Origin of the sequence: Pseudomonas sp. P42 (assembly GCF_017973755.1) — a bacterium.
Taxonomy (GTDB): Bacteria; Pseudomonadota; Gammaproteobacteria; order Pseudomonadales; family Pseudomonadaceae; genus Aquipseudomonas; species Aquipseudomonas iridis.
This window is the reverse complement of sequence record NZ_JACOPU010000004.1, coordinates 377,238-402,852: the sequence shown is the minus strand read 5'-3', so window position 1 is coordinate 402,852 and position 25,615 is coordinate 377,238. Positions and strand designations below refer to the sequence as shown.

28 protein-coding genes and 1 pseudogene are annotated in these 25,615 nt (G+C 59.4%); 16 read left to right on the top strand and 13 right to left on the bottom strand.

Annotation, left to right across the window (positions count from 1 at the left end; all coding sequences use genetic code 11):
• From tusD to H8B20_RS15045, 3 genes are all read right to left on the bottom strand, one after another.
• Positions 1-393, bottom strand: a complete 393-nt coding sequence (gene tusD / locus H8B20_RS15055; protein WP_210623715.1) for a sulfurtransferase complex subunit TusD — start codon at positions 391-393, stop codon at positions 1-3.
• Between the two features lie 190 nt (positions 394-583).
• The gene (locus H8B20_RS15050; protein WP_042559839.1) at positions 584-1,288 is read right to left on the bottom strand and encodes a YoaK family protein; all 705 of its coding nucleotides are present in this window, start codon (positions 1,286-1,288) and stop codon (positions 584-586) included.
• Between the two features lie 25 nt (positions 1,289-1,313).
• Positions 1,314-1,643: a DUF6388 family protein gene (locus H8B20_RS15045; protein ID WP_210623714.1), complete on the bottom strand. Its 330-nt coding sequence runs from the start codon at positions 1,641-1,643 to the stop codon at positions 1,314-1,316.
• 134 nt (positions 1,644-1,777) lie between these two features.
• Between H8B20_RS15045 and H8B20_RS15040 the strand changes: the two genes are divergently transcribed.
• Complete coding sequence (locus H8B20_RS15040; protein ID WP_210623713.1) at positions 1,778-2,128, top strand: hypothetical protein; 351 nt, start codon at positions 1,778-1,780, stop codon at positions 2,126-2,128.
• Positions 2,129-2,251: 123 nt separating this feature from the next.
• On the opposite strand, the gene H8B20_RS15035 is transcribed toward H8B20_RS15040, so the two are convergent.
• A complete protein-coding gene (locus tag H8B20_RS15035; RefSeq protein ID WP_042559836.1) occupies positions 2,252-2,677 on the bottom strand; it encodes a GNAT family N-acetyltransferase in 426 nt (141 codons plus the stop codon).
• A 148-nt stretch (positions 2,678-2,825) separates the two neighbouring features.
• On the opposite strand from H8B20_RS15035, the gene H8B20_RS15030 reads away from it, so the two are divergent.
• The 4 genes and pseudogenes from H8B20_RS15030 to H8B20_RS15015 all read left to right on the top strand — a co-directional run bounded on the left by H8B20_RS15030 (position 2,826) and on the right by H8B20_RS15015 (position 5,909).
• Positions 2,826-3,263 carry a hemerythrin domain-containing protein gene (locus tag H8B20_RS15030; RefSeq protein ID WP_042559835.1) on the top strand — a complete coding sequence of 146 codons (438 nt, stop codon included), beginning with the start codon at positions 2,826-2,828 and terminating at the stop codon, positions 3,261-3,263.
• Positions 3,264-3,484: 221 nt separating this feature from the next.
• Positions 3,485-4,120 (top strand): lytic polysaccharide monooxygenase auxiliary activity family 9 protein, encoded by a 636-nt coding sequence (locus H8B20_RS15025; RefSeq protein WP_210623712.1) that lies wholly within the window; start codon positions 3,485-3,487, stop codon positions 4,118-4,120.
• A 43-nt stretch (positions 4,121-4,163) separates the two neighbouring features.
• A pseudogene (locus H8B20_RS15020) lies at positions 4,164-5,165 on the top strand (chitinase); the annotation flags it as partial.
• Between the two features lie 153 nt (positions 5,166-5,318).
• Positions 5,319-5,909, top strand: coding sequence for an NUDIX domain-containing protein (locus H8B20_RS15015; protein ID WP_210623710.1), 591 nt, complete (start codon positions 5,319-5,321; stop codon positions 5,907-5,909).
• A gap of 74 nt (positions 5,910-5,983) precedes the next feature.
• Here the strand turns inward: H8B20_RS15015 and H8B20_RS15010 are convergent, their stop codons facing one another.
• Positions 5,984-6,499: a methylated-DNA--[protein]-cysteine S-methyltransferase gene (locus H8B20_RS15010; RefSeq protein WP_210623709.1), complete on the bottom strand. Its 516-nt coding sequence runs from the start codon at positions 6,497-6,499 to the stop codon at positions 5,984-5,986.
• Between the two features lie 151 nt (positions 6,500-6,650).
• Here H8B20_RS15010 and ggt point away from each other — a divergent pair, with 151 nt between their 5' ends.
• From ggt to H8B20_RS14995, 3 genes are all read left to right on the top strand, one after another.
• The gene (gene ggt / locus H8B20_RS15005) at positions 6,651-8,378 is read left to right on the top strand and encodes a gamma-glutamyltransferase (protein WP_210623708.1); all 1,728 of its coding nucleotides are present in this window, start codon (positions 6,651-6,653) and stop codon (positions 8,376-8,378) included.
• Positions 8,379-8,444: 66 nt separating this feature from the next.
• Positions 8,445-8,978, top strand: a complete 534-nt coding sequence (locus H8B20_RS15000; RefSeq protein ID WP_210623707.1) for a cysteine hydrolase family protein — start codon at positions 8,445-8,447, stop codon at positions 8,976-8,978.
• A 130-nt stretch (positions 8,979-9,108) separates the two neighbouring features.
• Positions 9,109-10,122 carry a lysozyme inhibitor LprI family protein gene (locus H8B20_RS14995; protein ID WP_210623706.1) on the top strand — a complete coding sequence of 338 codons (1,014 nt, stop codon included), beginning with the start codon at positions 9,109-9,111 and terminating at the stop codon, positions 10,120-10,122.
• A gap of 29 nt (positions 10,123-10,151) precedes the next feature.
• Here H8B20_RS14995 and H8B20_RS14990 read toward each other — a convergent pair whose 3' ends face one another.
• Positions 10,152-10,472 carry a DUF7693 family protein gene (locus tag H8B20_RS14990; protein ID WP_210623705.1) on the bottom strand — a complete coding sequence of 107 codons (321 nt, stop codon included), beginning with the start codon at positions 10,470-10,472 and terminating at the stop codon, positions 10,152-10,154.
• Between the two features lie 173 nt (positions 10,473-10,645).
• Between H8B20_RS14990 and H8B20_RS14985 the strand changes: the two genes are divergently transcribed.
• Entirely contained in the window at positions 10,646-12,091 is a 1,446-nt protein-coding gene (locus H8B20_RS14985; protein ID WP_047301884.1) for a SulP family inorganic anion transporter, read from the top strand.
• A 303-nt stretch (positions 12,092-12,394) separates the two neighbouring features.
• Here H8B20_RS14985 and H8B20_RS14980 read toward each other — a convergent pair whose 3' ends face one another.
• Positions 12,395-12,907, bottom strand: coding sequence for a carboxymuconolactone decarboxylase family protein (locus tag H8B20_RS14980; RefSeq protein WP_210623704.1), 513 nt, complete (start codon positions 12,905-12,907; stop codon positions 12,395-12,397).
• A gap of 132 nt (positions 12,908-13,039) precedes the next feature.
• On the opposite strand from H8B20_RS14980, the gene H8B20_RS14975 reads away from it, so the two are divergent.
• A complete protein-coding gene (locus H8B20_RS14975; protein WP_042559824.1) occupies positions 13,040-13,855 on the top strand; it encodes an AraC family transcriptional regulator in 816 nt (271 codons plus the stop codon).
• A 3-nt stretch (positions 13,856-13,858) separates the two neighbouring features.
• On the opposite strand, the gene H8B20_RS14970 is transcribed toward H8B20_RS14975, so the two are convergent.
• Positions 13,859-14,752 (bottom strand): DMT family transporter, encoded by an 894-nt coding sequence (locus H8B20_RS14970; protein WP_210623703.1) that lies wholly within the window; start codon positions 14,750-14,752, stop codon positions 13,859-13,861.
• A gap of 91 nt (positions 14,753-14,843) precedes the next feature.
• Here H8B20_RS14970 and H8B20_RS14965 point away from each other — a divergent pair, with 91 nt between their 5' ends.
• Positions 14,844-16,175 carry an aminotransferase-like domain-containing protein gene (locus tag H8B20_RS14965; RefSeq protein WP_210623702.1) on the top strand — a complete coding sequence of 444 codons (1,332 nt, stop codon included), beginning with the start codon at positions 14,844-14,846 and terminating at the stop codon, positions 16,173-16,175.
• Positions 16,176-16,256: 81 nt separating this feature from the next.
• Positions 16,257-16,643 (top strand): c-type cytochrome, encoded by a 387-nt coding sequence (locus H8B20_RS14960; RefSeq protein WP_042562127.1) that lies wholly within the window; start codon positions 16,257-16,259, stop codon positions 16,641-16,643.
• Positions 16,644-16,871: 228 nt separating this feature from the next.
• On the opposite strand, the gene H8B20_RS14955 is transcribed toward H8B20_RS14960, so the two are convergent.
• Positions 16,872-17,723 (bottom strand): NAD-dependent protein deacetylase, encoded by an 852-nt coding sequence (locus tag H8B20_RS14955; RefSeq protein ID WP_210623701.1) that lies wholly within the window; start codon positions 17,721-17,723, stop codon positions 16,872-16,874.
• 88 nt (positions 17,724-17,811) lie between these two features.
• Complete coding sequence (locus H8B20_RS14950) at positions 17,812-18,858, bottom strand: class I SAM-dependent methyltransferase (RefSeq protein WP_210623933.1); 1,047 nt, start codon at positions 18,856-18,858, stop codon at positions 17,812-17,814.
• Positions 18,859-19,396: 538 nt separating this feature from the next.
• Between H8B20_RS14950 and H8B20_RS14945 the strand changes: the two genes are divergently transcribed.
• Both H8B20_RS14945 and H8B20_RS14940 read left to right on the top strand, forming a co-directional pair.
• On the top strand, positions 19,397-20,236 hold the full coding sequence (locus H8B20_RS14945; protein WP_210623700.1) for an HvfB family MNIO-type RiPP peptide maturase: 840 nt from the start codon (positions 19,397-19,399) through the stop codon (positions 20,234-20,236).
• On the top strand, positions 20,229-20,978 hold the full coding sequence (locus H8B20_RS14940; protein ID WP_210623699.1) for an HvfC family RiPP maturation protein: 750 nt from the start codon (positions 20,229-20,231) through the stop codon (positions 20,976-20,978). The genes H8B20_RS14945 and H8B20_RS14940 overlap by 8 nt, the downstream gene beginning before the upstream one ends.
• A 130-nt stretch (positions 20,979-21,108) precedes the next feature.
• Here the strand turns inward: H8B20_RS14940 and H8B20_RS14935 are convergent, their stop codons facing one another.
• Positions 21,109-22,410, bottom strand: coding sequence for an ATP-binding protein (locus H8B20_RS14935; protein ID WP_210623698.1), 1,302 nt, complete (start codon positions 22,408-22,410; stop codon positions 21,109-21,111).
• Entirely contained in the window at positions 22,407-23,147 is a 741-nt protein-coding gene (locus H8B20_RS14930) for a response regulator (RefSeq protein ID WP_047301869.1), read from the bottom strand. The genes H8B20_RS14935 and H8B20_RS14930 overlap by 4 nt, the downstream gene beginning before the upstream one ends.
• Positions 23,148-23,442: 295 nt before the next feature.
• Between H8B20_RS14930 and H8B20_RS14925 the strand changes: the two genes are divergently transcribed.
• Both H8B20_RS14925 and H8B20_RS14920 read left to right on the top strand, forming a co-directional pair.
• Entirely contained in the window at positions 23,443-23,706 is a 264-nt protein-coding gene (locus H8B20_RS14925; protein ID WP_042559815.1) for a DUF2790 domain-containing protein, read from the top strand.
• A gap of 73 nt (positions 23,707-23,779) precedes the next feature.
• On the top strand, positions 23,780-24,991 hold the full coding sequence (locus H8B20_RS14920) for a cytochrome c biogenesis protein DipZ (protein WP_210623697.1): 1,212 nt from the start codon (positions 23,780-23,782) through the stop codon (positions 24,989-24,991).
• 17 nt (positions 24,992-25,008) lie between these two features.
• Here the strand turns inward: H8B20_RS14920 and H8B20_RS14915 are convergent, their stop codons facing one another.
• Entirely contained in the window at positions 25,009-25,470 is a 462-nt protein-coding gene (locus H8B20_RS14915; RefSeq protein ID WP_210623696.1) for a GNAT family N-acetyltransferase, read from the bottom strand.
• Positions 25,471-25,615: the final 145 nt, after the last annotated feature.

The window sequence follows — 25,615 nt, the reverse complement described above, 5'->3', positions numbered from 1 at the left end:
TCACGCACCTCCGAAGCAGATCAAGCGGTCGGCGTCTTGCGCCGCATCATGCAACTGACCGAGGCCGGACAATTCCCACGGTGTGCTGACGGACACGGCATCTCGCTGATAGCGTTGGGCCTCTTCGGCATTCAGCACGCCGCGGCGCAGGGCTGCGGCGATACACACCACGCCATCGAGTTGTCGCTCGCTGATGAATGCACGCCATTGTTTGGGCAGGTCCAGTTCGTCCTGCGGCGTGACCACCGCGTCGGAGGCGTTGTAGACGCCGTCCTGGTAGAAAAACAGCCGGACAATCTCATGCCCGCCGGCCAATGCAGCCTGCGCAAACAGCAGGGCTCGGCGCGAGGAGGGCGCATGGGCGGCGGAAAACAGCGCAATGGCGAACTTCATGACGGACTCGATCAGCAAAACTGCGGGCATGATAAAGCTTTATCGGGGTATCCGCGAAATCCAGGTTATGCATATAACCCTGTGGGAGCGAGCTTGCTCGCGAAAGCGTCTTGTCAGGCGCCGAGATGTTGAATGTGAAGGCCCCTTCGCGAGCAATCTCGCTCCCACAGAGATAGGTGTCAGGCATCAGTCAGCGGGGCATGTAGCCTAATTGCCAGCGTCGGGGAATTGTCAGGGATAGCAACCCCACCACTGCCGCCAGCAAACCGCTGACGAACATCGCCCTGAGTCCCAAATGGTGTTCCAGTACTGCCCCAAGAATCGCGCCGATAAACATCCCGCTCCACGGCACCAACTGCACCCGCCAACCACCACGGCGTTCGCCGAGCATCCAGCGACCCAGTCCTCGTCCGAATCGCGACAGCGCCCCGGTCACGTAGGTCAGCCCGACCGGAAGGCCGTTCACTTCCTCGACTGCGGCGTTAAGCATGCCCATCGCGATGATTGCCGCCAGCAGCGCCGGCAGTTGTGCATCAATTGGTAACGCTGCCGCCATGCAGAGCAGGGTGGCGATACACAGCAGCAAGGGTAGCGTGCGCCGCCCGCCAAGCCGTGCAACCACCACGCCCAGGGCATTGCCGATGACAAATGTGGCCACCAGGATGACCAGGCGTAACGTCAGCCCCATGTCGCCATCACTGATCGCCACGGCCAGGCGTGTGGTATTGCCGCTCATGAACGAGACGAAATCGCCGCTGGCCATAAAGCCGATTGCATCCGTCATCCCGGCCAGCACCGACAGGCTCGCCACCAGCGCGAGACCCACACGACCGCGCCATTTCTGCTTGTGCAGATGGCCGGGACTGGCACGGTGGGTCGAGGTTGAGGGCAGCATCGGTGCGGATATCCTTGAGCAATGATTACGGTTCTATGCCATACAGATCGCAGTATTCCAGCCACTCCATCCCGGCCATTTCCGCGACTTCGCGATGCACTTCCAGACGTTGCGCCTGATACTCCTCAGGCGTTTCGGCCGTCAGTTGCAAGGTCAGTTCCCAGGCAAACAAGCCTCGACTTTCCGCCTCGGCCTCAAACGCTTCATGCAAGCGTTCCTCGCGATACTCTGCCTGGGTTTCACCTTTGGCCTGGGCCAGCAATGGATTGATATGGTCGAGGGTTTCGCGCAAGTCGGGGTGCGCGTCGAGAAACAGTTTCAGAGCATGTTCATGTCGCTGGTCGGTAGGCGCCATGTGTTTTCCTTGTGAGGCTGATGACCTTAGGTTGCCGCAGCTGCCCGCGCGTGTCGCGCTATAAATGCAGTAAAGCAGAACGATTCCTGCTGCTGCGGTGATACAGTCCGCTTTTTTGTGAATGAGCGAATGCAATGCGAATTCTGATGGTGGCGCTGGCCGCGACGGTGCTGGCCGGTTGCGCGGGTTCGGTGATGGACAATGCCCGCACCCAAACCCCAAACAAGGTTCTGACCTCGAACAAACCCGAAAAAGTCGTGGCCCAGTGCGTGCAATTCGCCTGGCAGGACGAAGCCGTGTTCGGCGTCGATGCCGGGGCTTATCTGCAGCCGGGCAAGAAGGGCGGTTCGACGGTGTACACGCGTTCGGCGGAGTCGTTTGTCGATGTGAGTACGGATGCTTCCGGTACGGTGTTGAATTACTTCGCGCAGAAGGATGATTTTGTCGCCAAGCGACGGTTGGCGGCGTTGGCGACTTGTCTTTAAGGTCAGTCAGTTGCCCTATGCGGTGACATCAATGGCTTCATCGCGGGCAGGCCCGCTCCCACAGGCTTTGTGAGCGACACATTCACTGTGGCAGCGAGCTTGACCGCGATGGGGCCAGTCGACTCAACCCATCAAGCGCTTCTGGAAATAATGCCGTCTATGCCCCGGCGGATAGTCAACGATCTCCCCGAACTGGCTGAACCCAAGTTTCTTGTAGAACTCTGGCGCCTGAAAACTGAAAGTGTCCAGCCAGATGCCCAGGCAGTTCTTTTCCTTCGCCATCGATTCGGCCATGGTCATCAGCTCCGAGCCGACTCCCTGCCCCCGACCCTGCTCCGGGACTGACAGCAATTCAATGTACATCCACTGAAAAATCACCCGACCATACAATCCGCCGAGAATCGCGTCGTGTTCATCGCGCACCATCAGGGCGAAGGGCTCCGATTTCGAGCCACCTGTCTGGGCGTCGTTGTAGGCGATCAAGGGCTGGAGAATGGCCTGACGTTGTTCTTCCGTAGGGTTTTGCGACAACTCGATGCGCAAGTTCATGCAGGACTTCCTTGTGGTGTGAGCCCCCAGCCTATCCTGCGCGAGGGGTGTCTTCCAAGTCCCTGTTCAACCCCGTGGAACCGTCGCTCCCGCGTTGCGGTCTAGCTTTGACAGCGTCATTTCAGAACGCGGTTGATGAGGACCCCCCATGAATATTTTCGAAGCCCTTCGTGAAAGCCATGATCGCCAGCGCAGCTACGCCGAAAACCTGATCAAAACCAGTGGCGATACCCCTGAAAGGGCAGAGGCCTACAAGCAACTCAAGGCCGAGTTGCAAGCCCACGAAACTGCCGAGGAACGCCACTTCTATATCCCGCTGATGGCGTTCGACAACGGTGTTGACCTTAGCCGGCACGCCATCGCCGAGCACCATGAGATGGACGAAATGATGGAAGAGCTGGACGAGACCGAGATGTCCAGCCCGGCATGGCTGGCGACCGCTAAAAAGCTTTCGGACAAGGTTCATCACCACCTCAAGGAAGAGGAGCAGAAGTTCTTCCAGATGGCCGGCAAGTTACTCAGCGAAAAGCAGAAAGAACAGTTGGCTGGGGAATACGAAAAGGAGTTCAACGCTCAGTTAGGCTGAGTTGAGCATGGCGACTTTTGCAGCGTCGGCGTGTAGTCCTTTTGCCATAAGCGAGGTGGGCTTTTTCTTAGGGTGCTGTATATGCATACAGTGTTTATTGGTGTTTTGAGCGCGGCTGACGATGAGTGCGACAAAACCGCCGATGGACAAAAAAATCACCTCCGTTAGCTTGAAGGCCTCTCCTCGGGAAGGAGAGTTCTTTAATCAACGGAGTGAAAAACATGAATCAAGCAAACCCTGAAACCCCACTGCGACATGGTCGTGTCACCTCTCCAGCAAGCCGTGGCTCGGTCGTCATTGATCTAGGGCTGCTGGGCGACTGGCAGGTCAATGAAATGGAAGGCGGCAAGAACTTTCCGGCGCTGGTTGCCGGACCGTTTCCGCCACCCTACGAAACCGACTCCGCCAGTGTCGCCCCGCCCGCAGACGGTTACATTCTCAGCGGCGGCAAGACTGATGCGCGCGATTGCGTGAACTTCACCCAGGAGGAAATGAGCAAGAAACTCAATCGTCCATTCACGTGGCCGCTGCTCAATGTCACCCCGGGTCAGATCCTCGAGATCAAATGGGCATACACCGCGCCGCACACCACTCGTGGCTATCGCTGGCTGATCACCAAGGACGGCTGGGACCCGAAGCAACGCATCACCCGGGCGCAACTCGAAGCACAACCGTTCTTTGAGGACTTCTACACTCAGGTGCCTTACTACAGTCATTCGGCAGATCTCAAAGCCAAGGTCAACCACTCGGTGAAACTGCCGGCGAGCAAGAAAGGCCATCACGTCATCGTACTGATGTGGATCGTTGCCAACACCGGTAACGCCTTCTATCAGGCGTTCGACGTCGACTTCAAATAACGGCGCATTGTCGTCAAATTCACAGGTTCTGAAGGATTAGGACATGTCAGATATCGATTTCTCATTGATGCAAAACGCAGCGAGTGATGCGGCTTCGCTGATGCCGGGCATTGCCGGCAAAAAAATCCTCATGGGTTTTTGGCACAACTGGCCAGCGGGCTTGAGCGACGGCTATCGGCAAGGCCGGTTTGCCAGCATCGCTTTGGAGGATGTGCCCAGGGAATACAACGTGGTCGCTGTAGCCTTCATGAAGGGCAGCGGTATTCCGACCTTCAAGCCGTTCAACGTCTCCGATGCCGAGTTCCGCCGTCAGGTCGGCGTGCTTAACAGTGAGGGGCGGGCGGTGCTGATTTCTCTCGGTGGCGCCGATGCACACATCGAACTGTATAGCGGTCAGGAGCAACCGCTGGCCAATGAAATCATCCGCTTGGTGGAAACTTATGGCTTTGACGGGCTGGACATCGATCTTGAACAGAGCGCGATTGATTTCGCCGCCAACAAGACTGTCCTGCCGGCCGCACTGAAACTGGTCAAGGATCACTACGCAGGCCAGGGCAAGCATTTCATCATCAGCATGGCCCCGGAGTTTCCGTACCTGACCACCAACGGCAAGTATGTCGGCTATTTGCAGGCACTGGAAGGCTACTACGACTTCATCGCACCGCAGTTTTACAACCAGGGCGGCGACGGGGTCTGGGTGCCGGAGGCCAATAACGGTGCCGGCGCGTGGATCGCACAGAACAACGATGTGCTGAAAGAGGACTTCCTCTATTACCTGACTGAAAGTCTGGTGACGGGCACTCGAGGTTTTAGCAGGATTGCCGCGGATAAATTCGTCATCGGTCTACCGGCCAACGTCGATGCCGCCGCCACTGGTTATGTCATCGACAACACTGTGGTGGGCAATGTGCTCAAGCGGCTGGCAATCAAGGGGCATCCTATCAAGGGGTTGATGACCTGGTCGGTGAACTGGGACAACGGCACCAATAAGGATCGCGTGCCGTATGACTGGGAGTTCAGTCAGCGTTACGGGCCGTTGATTCACGGCGCCCGATTGACCGGGCAGGAGATCGAAGAGACGGTTGCGCGTTCCGCTCTTTAGCTGCAGATAAACAAGCCCGGTAGCGCTGCCGGGCTTTTTTAATTGGCGCGATTATTCGACCATGGCAGCCTATCGATGGAAAAAGGATCAGACGTCATGACCGACACAGCCGGACGGGTCAACATTGTCGACACTCAGGTGTTGTCCCACGATTGGTATCTGCTGAAGAAAATCACCTTCGACTACCAGCGCAATAATGGTGAGTGGCAGCGTCAGACGCGCGAGGTGTATGACCGCGGTAATGGCGCTGCCATTTTGCTGTTCAACCGACAGAAGCGCTCTGTGGTGCTGACCCGGCAGTTCCGCTTGCCGGTGTTCGTCAACGGCCATGACGGTCTGCTGATCGAAGTGGCGGCAGGCTTGCTGGAGGGGGCCGCCCCGGAACAGCGGATTCGCGATGAGGCCGAGGAAGAAACCGGCTATCGCGTACATGACGTGAAGAAGGTATTCGAGGCCTACATGAGCCCCGGTTCGGTGACCGAGAAACTGCACTTCTTTATTGCCGAGTACGACTCGGCATCGAAGGTCAGCGACGGTGGCGGTCTGGAAGAAGAAACCGAAGAGCTGGAAGTGCTGGAGTGGTCATTCGATGAAGCGCTGGCAGCCTTCCATCGAGGTGAGATCTGCGATGCCAAGACCATCATGCTGCTGCAATACGCGGCGATGAATAACCTGTTCAACCTGTAAAGCAACGGCCGCAGCCTTCGGTGTTCCCTGTAGGAGCTGCCGCAGGCTGCGATCTTTTGATCTTTCTGCGCGTACTAAAATAAATCTCCCGTTTGACCCGCTCCCGACCAATCACCACCCTCGAGCCTCAACAACCGCTCCTTCGCCTCAAGCCCCCCGGCAAAACCAGTCAACTTTCCCGACGCGCCAATCACCCGGTGACACGGCGCAACAATCGAAATCGGGTTGCGCCCATTCGCTGCGCCCACTGCCCGTACGGCGGTGGGTTTGCCGATCTGTTGGGCAATCTGGCTATAGGTGCGGGTCTCTCCGAACGGAATGGTCAGCAACGCCGCCCAGACCTGTTTCTGAAAGTCCGTGCCGAAAAAATCCAGCTCCAGCTCGAAGCAATTGCGCGTCCCGGCAAAATACTCTTCCAGTTGCCGAGCAGTTTTCAGCAGGACCGGATTGTCCGGTGCTTCAGTCATCGGTCCAAGACGCACGCGGCTCGGTCGGTCGTTTTCCCAGAGGATGGCCGCCAGTCGCGAGCCGTTCGCGACCAGCTTCAGCTCGCCAACCAGCGAGGGCAGGGTGATGAAGGTAAACGACATGCGAGCAAACTCCGATTCGGTGCGGCAACAGCGCCCAGCATACTGGCTGATCAGGGAGGCGCAAAATGCAAACCCGACCATACTGCTTCTTGCTCTTGACGAATTCCCCCCTGTTTTGCACAGACCCTGAAAACAAAAAAGAGATCGACTCATGAAGTACGAACCTTTGGCCAAATCGCTGATAGCGACCACGCTGGCACTCAGCTGCCTCATGGCTCACGCCGCCTCGGTGGCACCGGTTGCCGCGGAAAACGGCATGGTGGTTACCGCGCAACATCTGGCCACGCATGTCGGTGTCGACGTGTTGAAAAGCGGTGGTAACGCCGTGGATGCGGCGGTCGCGGTAGGTTATGCGCTGGCGGTGGTCTATCCCGCTGCGGGCAACCTCGGTGGCGGCGGTTTCATGACCATTCAGTTGGCAGACGGACGCAAAACCTTCCTCGACTTCCGCGAAAAAGCCCCGCTGGCGGCGACCGCCGATATGTACCTCGACAAGGAAGGCAACGTCATCCCTGAACTGAGTACACGCGGCCATTTGGCCGTCGGCGTGCCGGGCACTGTGTCTGGTATGGAGTTGGCGCTGAGCAAGTACGGTACCAAGCAGCGCAAGGAAATGATTGCCCCCGCAATCAAACTGGCTGAAGACGGTTTTGAGCTGGAGCAAGGCGACGTCGAGTTGCTGGAGTACGCCACCGACGTGTTCAAGAAGGACATGCGCGATTCCGGCTCGATCTTCCTCAGCAACGGCGAACCGATGCAGGTCGGCCAGAAACTGGTGCAGAAAGACCTCGGCAAAACCCTGCGAACCATTTCCGAAAAGGGCGCTGATGGCTTCTATAAAGGCTGGGTGGCCGACGCCATCGTGACCTCCAGCCAGGCGAACAAGGGCATCATCACCCAGGCCGACCTCGACAAATACAAGACCCGCGAACTGGCCCCGGTGGAGTGCGATTACCGCGGCTATCACGTGGTCTCGGCGCCGCCGCCAAGCTCTGGTGGCGTGGTGATCTGCCAGATCATGAATATTCTCGAAGGTTATCCGATGCAGGACCTGGGCTTCCATTCAGCCCAGGGTATGCACTATCAGATCGAAGCGATGCGTCACGCATATGTTGATCGCAACAGCTATCTGGGCGATCCGGATTTCGTCAAGAACCCGATCGAGCACCTGCTGGACAAGAACTACGCAACCAAACTGCGTGACGCCATCCAGCCGCAAAAGGCCGGTGTCTCCGCCGAACTGAAACCCGGCACAGCACCCCATGAGGGCAGCAACACCACTCACTATTCGATCGTCGACAAGTGGGGCAACGCGGTCTCGGTCACCTACACGCTCAACGACTGGTTCGGTGCCGGTGTGATGGCGAGCAAGACCGGGGTGATCCTCAATGACGAGATGGACGACTTCACCTCGAAAGTCGGCGTGCCGAACATGTACGGCCTGGTGCAGGGCGAAGCCAATGCCATCGCTCCGGGCAAGGCGCCGCTGTCATCGATGAGCCCGACCATCGTCACCAAGGATGGCAAAGTGGTCATGGTGGTCGGGACGCCGGGCGGCAGCCGCATCATCACCGCGACTTTGCTGACCATGCTCAACGTCATCGACTACGGCATGGGCTTGCAGGAGGCGGTCGATGCGCCGCGTTTCCATCAGCAATGGATGCCGGAGGAAACCAACCTCGAAGACTTCGCCGCCAGCCCCGACACGAAGAAGATTCTCGAGAGCTGGGGCCACAAGTTCGCCGGTCCGCAGGACGCCAACCATATCGCCGCGATTCTGGTTGGCGCACCGTCGCTGGGCGGTAAACCGGTCGGCAAAAACCGCTTCTACGGCGCCAACGATCCACGGCGCAATACAGGGTTGTCATTGGGTTACTGAGAGGCGTAAAAAGGGGGCGGACTCACGTCCGCCCCTGTCTCAAGGACTGATCAAGGAAGGCTCATCATGACCACCGCATTACTGATCATCGACGTCCAGCGCGCTCTGTGCTCGGGCGAATACCAATGCCATGACATCCACCGCGTGATCGACACCATCAACAACCTCAGCAACCGCGCGCGCAAGGCAGGGGTGCCGGTTGTGTTGATTCAGCATGAAGAAAAGGACAGTCCACTGGCCTTCGGTGCCGAAGGCTGGCAATTGGCGGAAGCGCTTGAGACGGCCCCGAAAGATCTGCGCGTTCGCAAAACCACCCGGGATTCGTTTTACCAGACCGATCTGCGCAAACTGCTGCCGAGCGAAGATTTCGAGCGTTTGGTGATCTGCGGTCTGCAAACCGATTACTGCGTCAATGCCACCGTGCGCCAGGCCCATCAATTGGGTTACGACGTGGTGCTGGCGGCCGACGCCCATTCCACCGTCGACAACGGCAACATGAGTGCCGAAGACATCATTGGCGAGCACAACAAGGATCTGGCGCACCTGACCGGCTCGGTGGCGCGGATTGACGTAAAACCCGCCGCAGCAATCCAGTTCTAACCTCGATTTACTGTGGGAGCGAGCTTGCTCCCACAGTGACCTGCGGTTGGCCCACGACCGCTGTCTATTCCAAGGATTTCCGTGAGCAGCACAGGCATACTGCCCGCCGTCTGAAGAATGGAATCTCTCGATGTTGCCTTTCAACCCCCGTCACGTTTTATTGCTCATATCTCTCGCTTTTGCGCCCTTCGTCAACGCCAGCAGTTTCGATTGCGCCAGCGCCAGTGGCAAAACTGAAAAAGCGATTTGTGCCGACGGTTACCTTTCGGGGCTCGACGAAAAACTCGCCCAGCAGTGGCGCTTAAGCCTGGCCAAAGTCGCCGACCCCAAAGCCCTGAAGACAGATCAACGGCAATGGCTGAAAAGTCGCGACGCGTGCGGCGACTCGGCTGCCTGTTTGCGTCGACAGTACGTCAGGCGTCTGGTCGAACTCGAACATGCCGTTCAGCCCTTCAGTTGGGACGCGACCTGGCAACTCATTCCGCCAGGCACGTCGACTTTTGCGACGGTGGTCACCAAACGGCTTGATGCCACGCACATCAGCGTCGCCATCACCGCGGGTGAGGGGGCCAACTCCGGTGATCTGGAGGGCGTTGCAACTCTCAAGGACGGTAAAGCCCTATACGCAGAAGACGAATGCACCCTCAGCTTCACACCCATCAACGGCGTGCTGGATATCTCGCAAGTCGGGGCCGGTGGCTATTGCAGTGCCGGAATGGGCGTGTATTACACCGGTCGTTTTGTCGCCTCGCAGCAGCCGTTGACGCTGGACTACGACATGCTCAGCCTTGGCCTGGCGCGAACGCCGGAGGAAAATCAGACCTTGCGCACGCTGCTCAAGGACGATTACCGAAAACTGGTGGAGTTATCTGGCTCGTTGATGGCGGCTGAGCCTTCAACCGATGTGCCGGACAGTCAGGTCGTGGAAATGTGGATGCGCGGCCTCGGCGGCACCGGCATCGTGATGCGTTCAAGTGATGCTCGGTTCTGGGTGCTGCTACAAACTTACGATGCCCAAGGTCACGCGCGCCTGCGTTACTACACCAACGCGCCACAATGGAAATCGCGCTTACCTGACGCCCTGCAGGCCTGGAATGAACGCATGAAAAACCACCATGATCGCCCCGTGGATTTTATGCCCTGAGCCCGGCGTTCAGCGCTTTGCGGGATGGATCATTTGTTCGAAACGCAGGGCTGACCGGACTCAATCAGCAACCGTTCGATCTGCGCCAATTCCCAGGTACTGAGCAGACTCACCGGATCGGTGCCGAAGCGCTGCCAGCTATCGAGCGCACCTTCGTCGCCCTCGCAGTTGCGGGCGTATTCACAGTGATGCAACCGTTCGCCTTCAAAATCCAGCACAAGGCGCCAGCCGTCGATATCCACCGTGACCAGTCCGGCCTCGGTGCGTGCCTCGCAGCTGAACGTCAGCACGCCCAGCGCGGCCTGGCGCAGTCGCTGGCAAACCTCACGGGCGGTCAGAAATGCAGACATGTTTGGACTCGATGCGTACAGGAACGCGCCAGCATAAGGCGTGAGTTGCAATGTGTCAGCGTATTGCTGGATCGATGTCGGACAATTCCGTAAGATCCGCAACCCTCTTTATTCGCTGCACTCTTTTCAGCAAATCCGCGGCCGTGCACGGCGGCCGCTCAGTCAGGTAAGCCATGAAACCGATACGTCTGCGCGCCGATGTCCTGGCCGGACTCACCACCTCGTTTGCCCTGTTGCCCGAATGCATTGCGTTCGCGCTGGTGGCCCACCTCAATCCGCTGATGGGCCTTTATGGCGCTTTCATCATTTGTACGCTGACGGCATTGTTCGGCGGTCGCCCGGGGATGGTCTCCGGTGCGGCGGGGTCGATGGCGGTGGTGATTGTGGCGCTGGTGGTGCAGCACGGCGTGCAATATCTACTGGCGACCGTGTTGCTGGGCGGTTTGATCATGATGGTGTTCGGGCTGCTACGCCTGGGCAAACTGGTGCGCATGGTGCCGCACCCGGTGATGCTCGGCTTCGTCAACGGCCTGGCGATCATCATTGCGCTGGCGCAACTGGAGCATTTCAAAAACGGTGAAGACTGGCTCAGCGGTACGCCGCTGTACCTGATGACCGGGCTGGTGGCGCTGACCATGGCCATCGTCTACATCCTGCCGCGCCTGACCCGCGCAGTGCCGCCGGCGCTGGTGGCGATTCTCGGCGTGGGCCTGCTGGTTTATCTGTTCGGCCTGCCGACCCGCACGCTCGGCGACATGGCGCACATAGCCGGTGGCTTGCCGACCTTTGCCTTGCCGGACATTCCGTGGAATATGCAAACCCTGGGCATCATCGCGCCGTACGCGATCCTGATGGCGCTGGTCGGTTTGCTGGAAACCCTGCTGACGCTGAACCTTACCGACGAAATCACCGAAACCCGTGGCTACCCGGATCGCGAGTGCGTGGCGCTCGGCGCGGCGAACATGGTCTCCGGCGCGTTTGGCGGCATGGGCGGTTGCGCGATGATTGGCCAGACCGTGATCAACCTCAGCTCCGGTGGTCGCGGGCGTTTGTCGGGCATCGTCGCGGGCGTGTTGATTCTGCTGTTTATCCTGTTTCTGTCGCCCCTGATCGAGCGTATTCCGCTGGCGGCACTGGTCGGCGTGATGTTTGTGGTGTCGCAGCAGACCTTCGCCTGGGCGTCGTTACGGGTGGTGAACAAAGTGCCGCTCAACGATGTGTTGGTGATCATCGCCGTGACCACTATCACGGTGTTCACCGATCTGGCCACGGCTGTGCTGTGCGGCATCATCATCGCTGCGCTGAATTTTGCCTGGCAGCAGGCTCGTGAGTTGTATGCCGATGAGCATCTGGAAGCTGACGGCAGCAAACTTTATCGACTGCACGGCACACTGTTCTTCGCCTCGACCACGCCGTTCCTCAACCGCTTTGATCCGGCCAATGACCCGGCGCGGGTTACGCTCGATTGTCAGCATTTGAGTTTTGTCGATTACTCGGCCATCGCCGCGCTGAAAACCCTGCGCGAGCGTTACGCCAAGGCGGGTAAGCATTTGCAGGTGTTTCATTTGTCGGAGCGCTGTAAGAAGTTGCTTAAGCGCGCTGGTGTTGATCACGATTAACGGTGCATATCCATTGCTGCGGTAACGGCTTTTTGCGGTTCCGCCCCTACGGCGGGTCACTTTGGCAAACGCCGGAGTGCCGGCCCAGCCCAAAGTAACCAAAGGTCTTTGCCCTGACGTCCGGCCCGACGGGCCTTCGAGATCAAGAGCTGCACTCGAGCTCACGCTCATAGTGGTGAGAAGCGAAAAGCGGTCTGCTTTTGCTTTTCTGTAGGTTTGATCGGCTCAAATTTACGGGTCACCCACGATAGATTGTGGGAGCTGGCAAGCCAGCTCTCACAGGGTTTTCGTGTGTGGCCAGGTTTAGATCGCCGGGAAATCGATATCGGTCAGCGCCACGTTGTTCAGGTAGTTCGTCAGCGTTTGCACGGCGACCAGTGCGATCACTTCAATGATTTTCACGTCGTCGATACCGGCAGCGCGGGCGGCGGCGATTTGTTCGTCGCTCAAGTGGCCGCGGCTTTGCGTGAGTTGCTGGGCGAGGGCTGCGTAGGCGTTGAGTTCGCCTTCACGTGCCGCGATGATGTCCTGCGCCGACAGTCCGGCCTTGCCGGCAAACAGGGTGTGCGCCGCCAGGCAATAATCGCAACCGTTGACCTGCGACGTGGCGAGGTAGACCGCTTCTTTCTCCTTGGCGCTCAACGAGGTTTTGCCGAGGATGGCCGAGGCTTGTACGTAAGTTTCGAGGGCGGCCGGCGCCTTGGCCAGGGTGGTGAAAAGATTGGGCAGGAAGCCGATTTTCTTTTTCACGCCTTCCAGTACCGGGCGGGTGGTGTCGGTGGCGGATTCGAGGCTGATGGCGTTGATGCGGCTCATGGTGTTTCTCCGAAGATCCGGTGCGAAGTGCACCGGCGATGGAGGTGATGTTAATCAGCGCTAGTGGTGCTTTGGCGTCAAATCGTCGAGGATATGCGGCAGATCGTCCAGATATTCGCTCGGGAGTTGCCCATGGATCGCCTTTCCACGTTGCTCAGCCATTTCGCTGTGCATGCCGGTACGTTTCACAGCGGCGACTTTTGCGGCGTCAGTGTTCATGAGGGTGAGCCGAGTGGGCACGTGCATCTGTTGCAGGCGGGTGAGTTGCTGCTCAAGCCTGGCAATGAACGCGAGATCCGCCTCGATCAGCCGTCGCTGATTTTCTTCCCTCGACCCTTCGCCCATCGCATGATTGCCGACGCATCCATGGAGACCAGACTGGTCTGCGCAACGCTGACGTTTGACGGCGGTTCGGGTAATGCATTGGCGGCGGCGCTGCCGGATTATCTGGTGCTCGAACTCACCGATATTCCAGAGTTGAGCAGCACCCTGGAGTGGCTATTCAAGGAAGCCTTCGAAGGTCATTGCGGACGTGTGGCGGTGATGGACCGGTTGTTCGAGTTGTTGGTGATCCTGCTGTTGCGCCACCTCATCAGTAATCGTGATCAAGCCCCCGGGATGATGGCCGGCCTAGCCGATCCGCGCCTGTCCCGCGCCTTGAACCTGATGCATGAACAGCCCGAAAAGCCCTGGAGCGTGGCCGATCTGGCGACGGCTGCCAACCTGTCTCGCGCAGGATTTGCCGAGCAGTTTCACCGTGTTGTCGGGCAGACACCGGGCGATTACCTGCTGAGCTGGCGGGTCAGTCTGGCGCAGAAACGTCTGCGCGAAGGCCGGCCGATTGCGTTGATCGCCGAAGAGGTCGGCTACGAAAGTCCTTCGGCGCTGGCCCGCGCTTTTCGCCGCAAGACGGGGCTCAGTCCTCGGGAGTGGAAGGCTGGGATTTGAGGGTTATTTGGCGAACTTCTTCGCCCCGGCGACACACAAAATCACTCCCAATGTCACCGCAAGCATGCCGATGCTGACCTGTTCATGCAGCAACGTCGCCGCCAGCGCCAGGCCGAAAAACGGTTGCAGCAATTGCAACTGCCCAACCGCCGCGATGCCGCCCTGCGCCAGCCCGCGATACCAGAACACGAATCCGATCAACATGCTGAACAGCGACACATAGGCCAGACACAGCCACGCCGACAGGCTGATGTTGCTGAACGAGGCGGGCGCCAGCCACAGACTCAGCAACGCCATCGGCGGCAGGGACAAAACCAGCGCCCAGCAGATCACCTGCCAGCCGCCGAGGGTGCGCGACAGCTTGGCGCCTTCAGCGTAACCGAGGCCGCAGACCAGAATCGCTGCGAGCATCAACAAGTCGCCGGTGGGCGAAGCAGTCAGTCCCTGGGACAGCGCGAATCCAACCACCAGAGCGCTGCCCAGAATCGAGAAGAACCAAAACACCGGTCGCGGACGCTCACCGCCGCGCAGCACGCCGAAAATCGCCGTGGCCAGTGGCAGCAATCCTACGAAAACAATCGAATGCGCTGACGTCACGTGCTGCAACGCCAACGCGGTCAGCAGCGGAAAACCCAGCACCACGCCCATCGCGACAATGAACAGCGAGAACCACTGACTGCGCGCCGGACGCCGCTCGCGAAACAACCACAACAATCCCAACGCCAATACCCCGGCGATGGCCGCGCGCACCACTGTAAGAAACACCGGGTCGAACTCCAGCACCGCCAGGCGCGTGGCCGGCAGCGAGCCGCTGAAGATCACCACGCCGATAAAGCCGTTGATCCAGCCGCTGGTTTTTTCAAGTGCCGGGTTACCCAGGTTCGAAGTCCGTTCCATACGAGGTCGCGCTCAAAGGTGGGGTTGCGTGGGTTTAATCGTAGGGGCGAGAATCAGGACAATCAAAAAATTGTCATGGATACATCTCCACATGCCACGCTCCCGCTACAAGACCCTCGTTGATACCTATGCGGCAGACATCCGCTCGGGCCGTCTCGCGCCGGGCACGCGACTGCCGACCCACCGGCAACTGGCCGTGAGCGAAGGGCTGGCGCTGGTCACGGCCTCGCGGGTGTACGCCGAGCTGGAGGCGATGGGCCTGGTCAGTGGCGAAACCGGTCGCGGCACCTTTGTGCGGGAAACCTCGTTGTCGCCGGGGCAGGGCATTGATCAGAAGGATGTCGCGGTCGGCATGATCGACCTCAATTTCAACTACCCGTCATTGCCCGGTCAGGCTGAGCTGTTACGCACGGCGTTGCGCCAATTGGCGCTGTCCGGTGACCTCGAAGCACTGCTGCGTTATCAACCACACGCCGGCCGCCAGCACGAGCGCGCCTCGGTTGCGCGGCATCTGCTGAGTCGCGGGGTGAGCGTTGAGGCCGGGCAAGTGCTGATCGTCAACGGCGCCCAGCAAGGGCTGGCAGTGACGCTGATGGCACTGCTCAAACCGGGCGATGTGATTGCGGCAGATGCGCTGACCTATTCCGGGTTCAAGGTGCTGGCCGAAGCGCTGCATCTGGAAGTGGTGGCGATTCCGATCGGTGACCACGGGCCGGATCTGGCGGCGCTGGATAAACTCTGTCGCAGCCGCTCGGTGCGCGCCGTGTACAGCATGCCGACCCTGCACAACCCGCTGGGCTGGGTGATGCCGACTGAGCAACGCGAACAGTTGATATCGATTGCCCGTCAGCATGATCTGACGATCATTGAAGACGCGGCCTACGCCTTTCTGGTGGAAAACCCACCGCCAGCGCTGGTCGACATGGCGCCGGAGCGCACGGTTTATGTGTCGGGGCTTTCCAAGAATATCGCTACCGGTTTGCGCGTCGGTTTCATCGCTGCGCCGGAGGCCAAGGTGCCGGCGCTGGAGCGAATCATCCGCGCCACCACCTGGAACACTCCCGGCGTGATGACCGCCATTGCTTGCGCCTGGCTCGACGACGGCACTGTCACCTTGCTTGAAGAACAAAAGCGCAACGACGCCAAGGCTCGTCAGGCACTGGCCGCCGAGTTGCTCAAAGGGTTGCCCTATTTCGCACATCCATCCTCGTATTTTTTGTGGTTGCCGCTGCCGGAAGATGTGCGCGCCGATCGGATTGTCATGGAGTTGATGCACGAACAGATTTCGGTCACCAGCGCCGAACCGTTTTCGGTGGCGACGCATACACCGCATGCGATTCGGTTGGCATTGGGTTCAGTGGATATGAGCGTGTTGCGCCAAGCGTTGATCACCGTCAGAAACGTCGTCGGCGCTTATCTGTAGAACCGTTGGCAAGGGAACAAGCTCCCAGGCCACAAAATGTTAGCCTTGGCGCATTCGCATCAAATCGCTTTGGATCGCCTGATGAAAAACACCGCTTCACTGTCCCTCGCCCTGATACTCACCGCTGGCCTGCTCGGCACAACCGCCCACGCAGCGGGCGATCCTGAGGCCGGCGCAAAAATCTTCCCGCGCCTGTGCGGCGGCTGCCATCAAGTCGGCGAATCCGCCCGCTCGGGTTTCGGTCCGGAACTCAACGGCATCATCGGCCGCCCGGCCGGGACGTCGGCGAACTATGTGTATTCCGATGCGATGAAAAACTCAGGCGTGACCTGGGACCACGAAACGCTGAAGGCTTACCTGAAAGATCCGAAAGGCGTGGTGCCCGGTACGCGGATGATTTTCTGGGGGCTGAGTGATGAGGAGAAGCTTGAGAATTTGCTGGCGTACCTGCAAACATTTCCGCGATAACGCCAGCTTCTAAAGTGGTATCGAGGCAGTGGCCTGCCAGGCGAATCATTGCATGATCAATTGTTCGCCAGAGCAATACGTCACCGATCCCGAGACATTGCGCAAGGCATTTACCCATGTGTCTGACTGGGTCATGAACAAACTGGTCGATGATTTGAAACACTAGCCAGCGCCGACTTTCAAGGGTTGCCTGGGCTGCTGAAGGCTTGTCGCAACTTGCATCAACGCCTACATGGATTCAGTCGTCAGGTGTTGTGTCAGCAAGGGCAGCAGTTGTTCGCAAGCACCCTCAATCTTCAAATCCAGCAAATCATCCGCCCGTGTCTTGCCCATATTGATCGCAATCAGCGGCTTGCCGCGATCTGCGATCACCCGGCACAGGCGAAACGCTGAATAGGCCATTAACGAAGACCCCACCACCAGCATTCCCGCCGCCGTCTGCGCTGCATCCATGGCCCGAGCGGCGGTAGGTTGCGCGACGTTTTCGCCGAAAAATACCACGTCCGGTTTCATCCGCTCGCCCGCGCAAAACGGGCAGTGTGGCACCTGAAAGCGTGCTTCGAATGCCGGGTCAAGCAGGGTGTCACCGTCAGGCGCCTGCACTGCATCGACGCCGGTCAAATACGGATTCTGCCGTTCCATCAGTTGCTGAATCGAATCGCGATCGCTGCGCTGGCCACAATCCAGGCACAGCACGCGGTGCAGGCTGCCGTGCAGTTCGATCACATCATGACTGCCGGCCTGATCGTGCAAAGTGTCGACGTTCTGCGTGATCAAGCCGCTGATCCTGCCATGACGCTGCAAACTGGCCAACGCCTCGTGCGCTGCATTCGGTTGCGCTTGACGCACCCGAGGCCAGCCCAGCATCGCCCGCGCCCAGTAGCGGCGGCGTGACTCGGGGGCGGCGAGGAACTCCTGATACATCATCGGTTGCCGGCCACGTCGCACGCCGTCGCTGTCGCGGTAGTCGGGGATGCCCGAGGGGGTGCTGATGCCGGCGCCGGTGAGCACCAGGAAGTCGCCATCAATCATCGCCTGTTGCAGCGTGTCGAGGTGTTCGCGGATCGGGCTGTCGAGCATGGCTGGCATTCCATTAGCGATGAGTGCCCTGCAGGTTAGCACTGACCTCCGTGATGAGGGAGAGAGCTCCCGCGCCACAGATTCGCGATTACTTGCGAGCCTCCAGTATCAGATTGAACGGCGTCTGCGTGGCGCGCCGGAACTGGTTGAATCCGGCCTCGGTAAACACTTTGCGCAGACGCTTTTCACCGGCCTGCGCACCGAGGCCCAGGACGACTTCCTGGGACAGCGAGTTCGGCGTGCAAATGAACGTCGATGCCGCGTAGAAAAGCCGTCCCACCGGGTTGATGTTGTCGTCCAGCGCATCGTTGGCGAAGGGTTCGACCAGCAACACCGTGCCGTCGTCCTTGAGCGAGTCGTAGGCATGACGCGCGGCGCCCACCGGGTCGCCCATATCGTGCAGGCAATCGAAATAGCAGATCAGGTCATAGTCATTGCCGGGGTAGTTTTTCGCTGAACCCTGGTGGAAAGTCGCCCGACTGCTGACCCCGCCTTCTTCGGCGCGCTGGTTTGCGACGGTGATCGACGGTGCGTGAAAGTCGTAGCCGACGAAACGCGAGTTGGGATACGCCTGGGCCATCAACACGGTCGAGGCGCCGTGGCCGCAGCCAATGTCGGCCACTTTCGCGCCTTTCTCGAGTTTGGCCACGACGCCGTCCAGCGCCGGCAACCATTCGGCGATCAGGTGGCCTTTGTAGCCAGGGCGGAAAAACCGTTCGGTACCGCTGAACATGCACGGATGGTGATCGCCCCAGGGCAGGGCGCCGTTGCCGCGCATGGCTTTGACCAGTTTGTCCTTGTCGTGGAAAAACGACGCTACCACCCCCAGACCGCCGGCGACGTAAACCGGCGAGTCCTCGACGGCCAGCGCCATGGCCTGTTCTTCTGGCAGGCGAAACTGCCCGTCGCGGTGCTCCATGTAGCCGGAGGCGGCGTGAGCGCTGAGCCATTCGCGCACCAGGCGCGGGTTGCAGGTGGTTTTTGCTGCGAGGGCTTCGGGGCTGATCGGCTGACTGTCGGCCATCGCCCGGTACAGCCCGAGTTCTTCGCCGACGATGACATTGGCCAGCATTGCCGCGCCGCCCATGTCGTTGACCAGTTTGCCCATGAATTCGTTGAGTCGGGCCTCGTCCATCATGTGTGCTCCTGAAACAGGATCACCGTCCGGCGCCGTTGAGCGTCGAGGCATGCGCCACCGGGCGGTGGTCATGGAAACAGGCAGGGCACGGCAAAAGTCCTGCGGCCCCCTCGACTGGGTCATGAATGAGTCTAGCCCGGATTCTTTGATCGACGCGGAGCAAATGTGGGAGCGAGCCTGCTCGCGAAGGCATTGTGTCAGCCGCTGCATTCATTAACGGACACACCGCTATCGCAAGCAGGCTCACGCTTACAGGAAAGCTGTATGGATTGAGGAGCGGTGATCACCGCTAATCCTTGTGGGAGCTGGCTTGCCAGCGATGAGGTCGGCACAGTCGATCATGATGTTGGCTGTGCTGACGCCATCGCTGGCAAGTCAGCTCCCACAGGTTTTCTCAGTGAGTTCAAAGGGTGTGTATCGCTGTGTATCGCTGTCGCGGGGGGATACATGGGGTGGCAAATATCGGGTGCGTTGAACACAGCGTCGATACAGCCACCAGTTGAACTGCGTGGGTCAACCACCGAGGTCAGCTACCATGCAAACCCCTCATGTATCAAGGCAACCCAGCGTAGGGCTGGGCCTGCGCCGTGGTCTGTTGAAAGATCTGCAAGGCGCCGCCACCGGCGATTTCGACTTTCTGGAAGTCGCCCCGGAAAACTGGATCGGCGTCGGCGGTGCCCACGGCGCGGCGTTACGCGACCTGGCCGAGCGTTATCCGTTGTCCTGTCACGGTTTGTCGTTGTCGCTCGGCGGCCCGGCGCCGCTCGACTGCGGTTTTCTGCAGGAAGTGCGGGTTTTTCTCGATCATCACCGCGTTGAGCATTACAGCGAACATCTGAGTTACTGCAGCGACGACGGCCATCTCTACGACCTGTTGCCCTTGCCGTTCACTGAGGAAGCGGTGCACCACGTCGCCGCGCGTATCCGCCAATCCCAGGACATTCTCGGTCGCCGCCTTGCCGTAGAAAACGTCTCCTACTATGCCGCCCCGCGTCAGGACATGGACGAAGTGACCTTCACCAATGCGGTGTTGCGCGAAGCTGATTGCGACCTGCTGCTGGACGTCAACAATGTCTACGTCAATGCCATCAACCACGGTTTTGATCCGCGGGATTTTCTGGCCCGGATCGAGTCGGGCAGGGTGGTCGGGATTCACGTGGCCGGGCATTTCGATGAGTCCGACAGCCTTAAGATCGACACTCATGGCGCCTCGGTGAAACCGCAGGTGTGGTCGTTGCTGGCCGAAGCCTACACGCGGTTCGGCGCGCTGCCGACGCTGCTGGAGCGTGATTTCAATTTCCCGGCATTTGCCGAACTGGTCGCCGAGCTACAGACCATTCGCCGTCTGCAAGGCGAAGGAGTTCAGCGTGGATAACCTTGAACAGCAACAACGGGCGTTGACGCGTTATCTGCGTGATCCCGACAGCCACGTACCTCCTGCTGAAATGGATACTGCGCGGGTCAATGTGTACCGCGATCTGCTGTTCAACAATCTTTCGCAATTGTTGAGTGGGACCTTTCCTGTACTGATCCGGATCGTCGGCGATCAACGCTGGCAAATGCTGCTTCGCGGTTTTTTGCGCGATTACCATGCGCAAACGCCGAAGTTTTCCGAGATTGCCGAGACGTTCCTCGACTATCTCGCCACGCAGCCTGCGGTGTTGAGCGAGGGGGCGTGGCCCGCGTTTTTGCTGGAACTGGCGCACTACGAATGGGTAGAGATGGTCTTGCAGCAATCCGACGTCGATCCCTTGCCTGCGACGGATAAAGGCTTGTTGCTGGAGCGGCCATTGCGGATCTCGGCGCTGGCCTGGCCTTTGGCTTACACGTGGCCGGTGCAGTGGCTTGGCCCGGATTATCAGCCTTCAACCGCCCCGGCGCATCCGACGCTGTTACTGGTGCGGCGGGAGGCGGATTTCAGCGTGAAGTTTTCGCAGTTGAGCCCGTTGGCCTGGCGGTTGCTGCAGCGGATCGGCGAGTTGCCGTCATTGACCGGGCGTGAGCAGTTGCAGGGCTTGGCGCAGGAGGCTGGGCAGTTCGCAGATGAGTCGTTCATGGCCAGTGGATTGGCGTTGTTGCAGCAAATGCATGAAGACCGGGTAATCGGTATTACTTGAATCACCGCAAACCCCCTGTAGGAGCTGTCGAGTGAAACGAGGCTGCGATCTTTTGATTTTGATCTTTAAAAACAACATCAAAAGATCGCAGCGTGCCGCAGCTCCTACAGGGGATTTGTGGTGGGCAGGTTTAGAGTGGCAACTTCAGTTCAGCACACAACCCGCCGCCCTCGCGGTTGCTTAAGGTCAGCGAGCCGCCGAGGGCTATTGCCAATTGCTGGGCTATGGCAAGACCCAGACCCGTGCCGCCAGTGCTGCGATTGCGCGAGTTTTCCACGCGGTAGAACGGCTCCATCACTTGCGCCAGATCGGCTTCGGCGATGCCCGGGCCACGATCCATGACGGTGATCGACAGCTTTCCCTTGTTCGCTGCGACCCACACCTCGGCACCACCAGCGAATTTCAAGGCATTGTCGGTCAGGTTCACCAGCACCCGGCGCAACGCGTGCGGACGGGTCTCGACGACTACATCACTTTTTCCGATCAGTTGTACTTTTTTGCCCATGTCCTGATAGTCGAACACCAGGCTCTCGAGGAATGAATCCATGTTGGTGCGCCGACTTTCTTCGGTCGAGCCATGGATGCTGCGGGCGTAGGCCACACCTTCGCGCACCAGGTGTTCCATTTCGCCGAGGTCGTTGCACAGTTTTTCCTTCTCTGCTGAGTCGTCCATGAACTCGGCCCGCAGTTTCATCCGCGTGATCGGGGTTTGCAGGTCATGGGAGATCGCGGCCAGCAGTTGCATGCGTTCCTTGAGATAGGTGGCAATCCGCGCCTGCATCGTGTTGAAGGCACGGGCGGCGTAGACCACTTCGTTCGGACCTTTCTCGTCCAGTTGAATCGGGTGCGCGTTGGGATCAAGGGTTTCCACGGCGTTGGCCAGCCGCGTCAAGGGCCGGATGGCGATGCGCACGGCCAGCCAGGTGCAGGCGATCATCAGCGCCAGTTGCCCGAGCAGCACCACTGGCAGCCACGGCGACAGTGGCGTCATCGCGGGGCGCACGTCGATGGTCACCGGGCTGCCGTCGCTCAGGCGCAGGTGGCCTTGAAAATGCTTTTTTGGGCCGGGAATATCGGTGAAGGTCAGGGGGTATCTATCGCCCAGGACCTCAGTGATTGAGGTGACCGCAATGGGCACGTCAGCGGACTTGATCGGCGTACCGCCGTCGCCTTCGCTCAGCAGATAGCCGTAATTGTTGCGCGCCAGGCGCTCGAGCCAGGCCGGACGCTCCTCGGCCGGCAGGCGATCAAGAATCGCAATTGAGGTCGAGACGTCGGTTTGCAGATTACCGAGCATGGTGCTTTTCGCGCTCTGGTAACGCTCGTAATACTGCGCACCGAATGACAGCGCCTGGGCGAGAATCAACCCGACCAGAAAAATCAGCGACAAGCGCGAGGCCAGTGTGCGCGGCCAGTGCAGGTTAAGTGTCATGCCGGGGCACCGAGTAACTCGACCGGCAGTGAGAACACGTAACCTTCGCTGCGCACGGTCTTGATGTAGGCCGGCTCACGGGCGTCATCGAGCAGGCGCTGGCGCAAACGGCTGACCAGCAAATCGATGGAACGGTCGAACAGATCCGCGTCGCGGCCTTGGGTCAGGTTGAGCAATTGATCGCGGCTGAGTACCCGTTGCGGATGATCGAGAAACACCCGCAGCAAACGATATTCGGCGCCACTGAGCGCCACCATGGTGCCGTCCTTGTCCAGCAGGTGCCGGGCCGAAGTGTCCAGTTGCCAGCGACCGAACGCCAGCAAACGACCCGCTTCGGTGACCACCAGATTCGGCGGCAGCATTCGCGTGCGGCGCAGTACGGCGTTGATCCGTGCCAGCAGTTCGCGGGCGGCGAAGGGTTTGGTCAGGTAGTCGTCCGCGCCCATTTCCAGACCGATGATGCGGTCGGTTTCGTCATTGCGTGCGGTGAGCATCAACACTGGCGTCGCCTTGTGCTTGCCCACGCGCAATTCGCGGCACAGCTGCAGGCCATCGTCGCCGGGCATCATGATGTCGAGCACGATCAGGTCGACCGTGTTGGTTTCGAGAAAGCTGCGCATCTGCCGGCCATCGGCGACGACGGTGGTGCGCAGGCCGTTCTTTTTCAGGTAATTGCCGACCAGCTCGCGGATCTCGCGGTCGTCGTCGACGATGAGAATGTGATCGACATGTTCCATGGGGCCTGGCCTCTGGCAAAGGGGAATGTCACGCAGTCTATCGAGCCTTCGGGTGCTCGCCTGCCTGCCTTTGTATTGCAGTGTATCTGGCGTTACAAGCGATACACGCAGACGTAAAAAAGCGATTTGTTCAGGGTTTTGTATCGCTGTGTATCCCCGGGCGGTGCAGATACACAGCGAGGGTTAGCCGCCATTTCCCGACACATGCGCGATACCTCGTGAGCCTCAAATAGGCTCCATCGAGGCACTCCATGACGCCTCGGCTCAAACCCTTTGCAGCCATGAGGAACACGCCATGAAAAACTCGTCCGTTATCGCCGCCTGCCTGTTTGCCGCCCTGAACATCTGCACCCTGTCGGCCCGCGCCGAAGCCGAAGTCACCGCGCAAACTTACAACTACGGCACCCACCTGGATATCCAGAAAGTCATTTCGCTGACCCAGGACAACTCGGTGACCTGCGGGATTGTCGATGCGCGCATGACTTATCTGGATTCGGCCGGCAAAACCCGCGTACTCGATTACAGCAAATTCGCTGACGGTTGCAACGACGGCAACTGAGTATCACTTGTTTACAGGCAGAACCTTATGAACAACGTCTCTCGGTTCCCTCCCGCCAATCCAAGGTGATTTTATGTACTTGATCGCGTTTCTCGGCGGCCTGTTGACCGTCCTCAGTCCCTGCATCTTGCCGGTGGTGCCGTTCCTGTTTGCCAACGCCGACCGTAAACGCTCCTCGATCCTGCTGACCCTCGGCGGCATGACCCTGACCTTCGCCCTGATCTCAAGCCTGGCCGTGGTCAGCAGTGAGTGGGTGATTCAGGCCAGCAACACCGGCCGCCACATCGCCTTGATCGTCATGGCGCTGTTTGCGCTGTCACTGATCTCGGCGCGCGTGGGTGACTGGCTGGCGCGACCGTTTGTGTTGCTCGGCAACCGCCTCGACCCGGACGCCAGCAAGAAGACCGGGCCCATGGGGTCGGTGATGATCGGCGTGGCCACCGGGTTGCTCTGGGCACCCTGCGCCGGGCCGATCCTCGGCGTGATCCTCACTGGCGCCATGCTGCAAGGCGCCAACGCCCAGACCAGCCTGTTGCTGCTGGCCTACGGCGCGGGGAGTGCGCTGTCGCTGGGGACGTTGATTTTCGCCGGTCGTGGCGTGGTCAATCGCTTGAAACCTTCGATTCCGTTCACCGGGTGGTTTCGTCGCTGCGCCGGTGTTGCAGTGCTTGCCGGAGTGGCAGTGATTTCCACCGGCGCCGATAAAACCTTGCTGGCCGGTGCGTCGTCCGAAGGCGTCAGCAGCGTCGAGAGAAACGTGCTGGAGAACGTGCCGAAAGTGGTCGACTTCCTCGTCAGCAAAGTCAGCGCAGATTCGAGGATGGACGAGAGTAAAGGCGCGATGCCGTCGCTGTCCGGCGCCGTGCAATGGCTCAATTCACCGCAACTGAGCGCCGAATCCCTGCGTGGCAAAGTCGTGCTGGTGGATTTCTGGACCTACGACTGCATCAACTGCCAGCGCACCCTGCCGTACGTCAAGGACTGGGCGAAGAAGTACGAGAAGGATGGCCTGGTGGTGATTGGCGTACACACCCCGGAATACGGCTACGAGCGGATCATCGACAATGTTCGGGACCAAGTGCAGAAACTCGGCATCACCTACCCGGTGGCCATCGACAACAACTATGCGATCTGGCGCGCCTTCGACAATCAGTACTGGCCGGCGCACTACCTGATCGACGCCAAGGGGCAGATGCGTTACAGCCACTTCGGCGAAGGTCGCTACGAAGCGCAGGAGCAGATGATCAAGCAGTTGCTGGAAGAGGCCAAGGCCCCGGCTGCCTGATCAAACAACTCAATGGCTCAGAGGTCACGCACCATGAGCCATTGCTCATTGTCCCAGGCGCGAAAGCGTTCCAGTACTGCCCAGCCGCGTTTGGCGTAGTAGCCCTGTTTGTTTTGCGTGTGCAGATACAGGCGGGGGAGGCCGCGGTTTTTTGCTTCCCGACAAACCCCGTCGATCAACTGCTGTGCCAGACCTTGCCCGCGAACCTCTGGGTCGACGAACACGCAGGCCAGCCACGGGCCGAGATCCTGCCGATGTTCGAGATCATCGCGGGCCAGCGCCGCACCACCGACCAAGCGGTCGCCGTCCAGTGCGATCAGGCAGGACCAGTCGCCATTGCTTTGGCCCTCGGCAAACTCACGCTGCCATTGAGCCAAAGGTTGATGGGCGTATTCGTATTGAAATTGCTGGTGGATCCATGCGGCATAGGTGTCGCTGTGCTGCATGTGGCTGGCGAGCCATTCGAATTGCACGGGCATGACTGAAGTCCGTTCAGAGGGCGAGCGGGCATCAGAAACCAATCGCCGGATTCTGGCAATGCCGTGAGTGTTGCGCCCGCTTAACAAATGTTCACCACTTATCGGCAAAGCGGCGGTTTTATGGGGCTGCCGGACGATCGGCGGA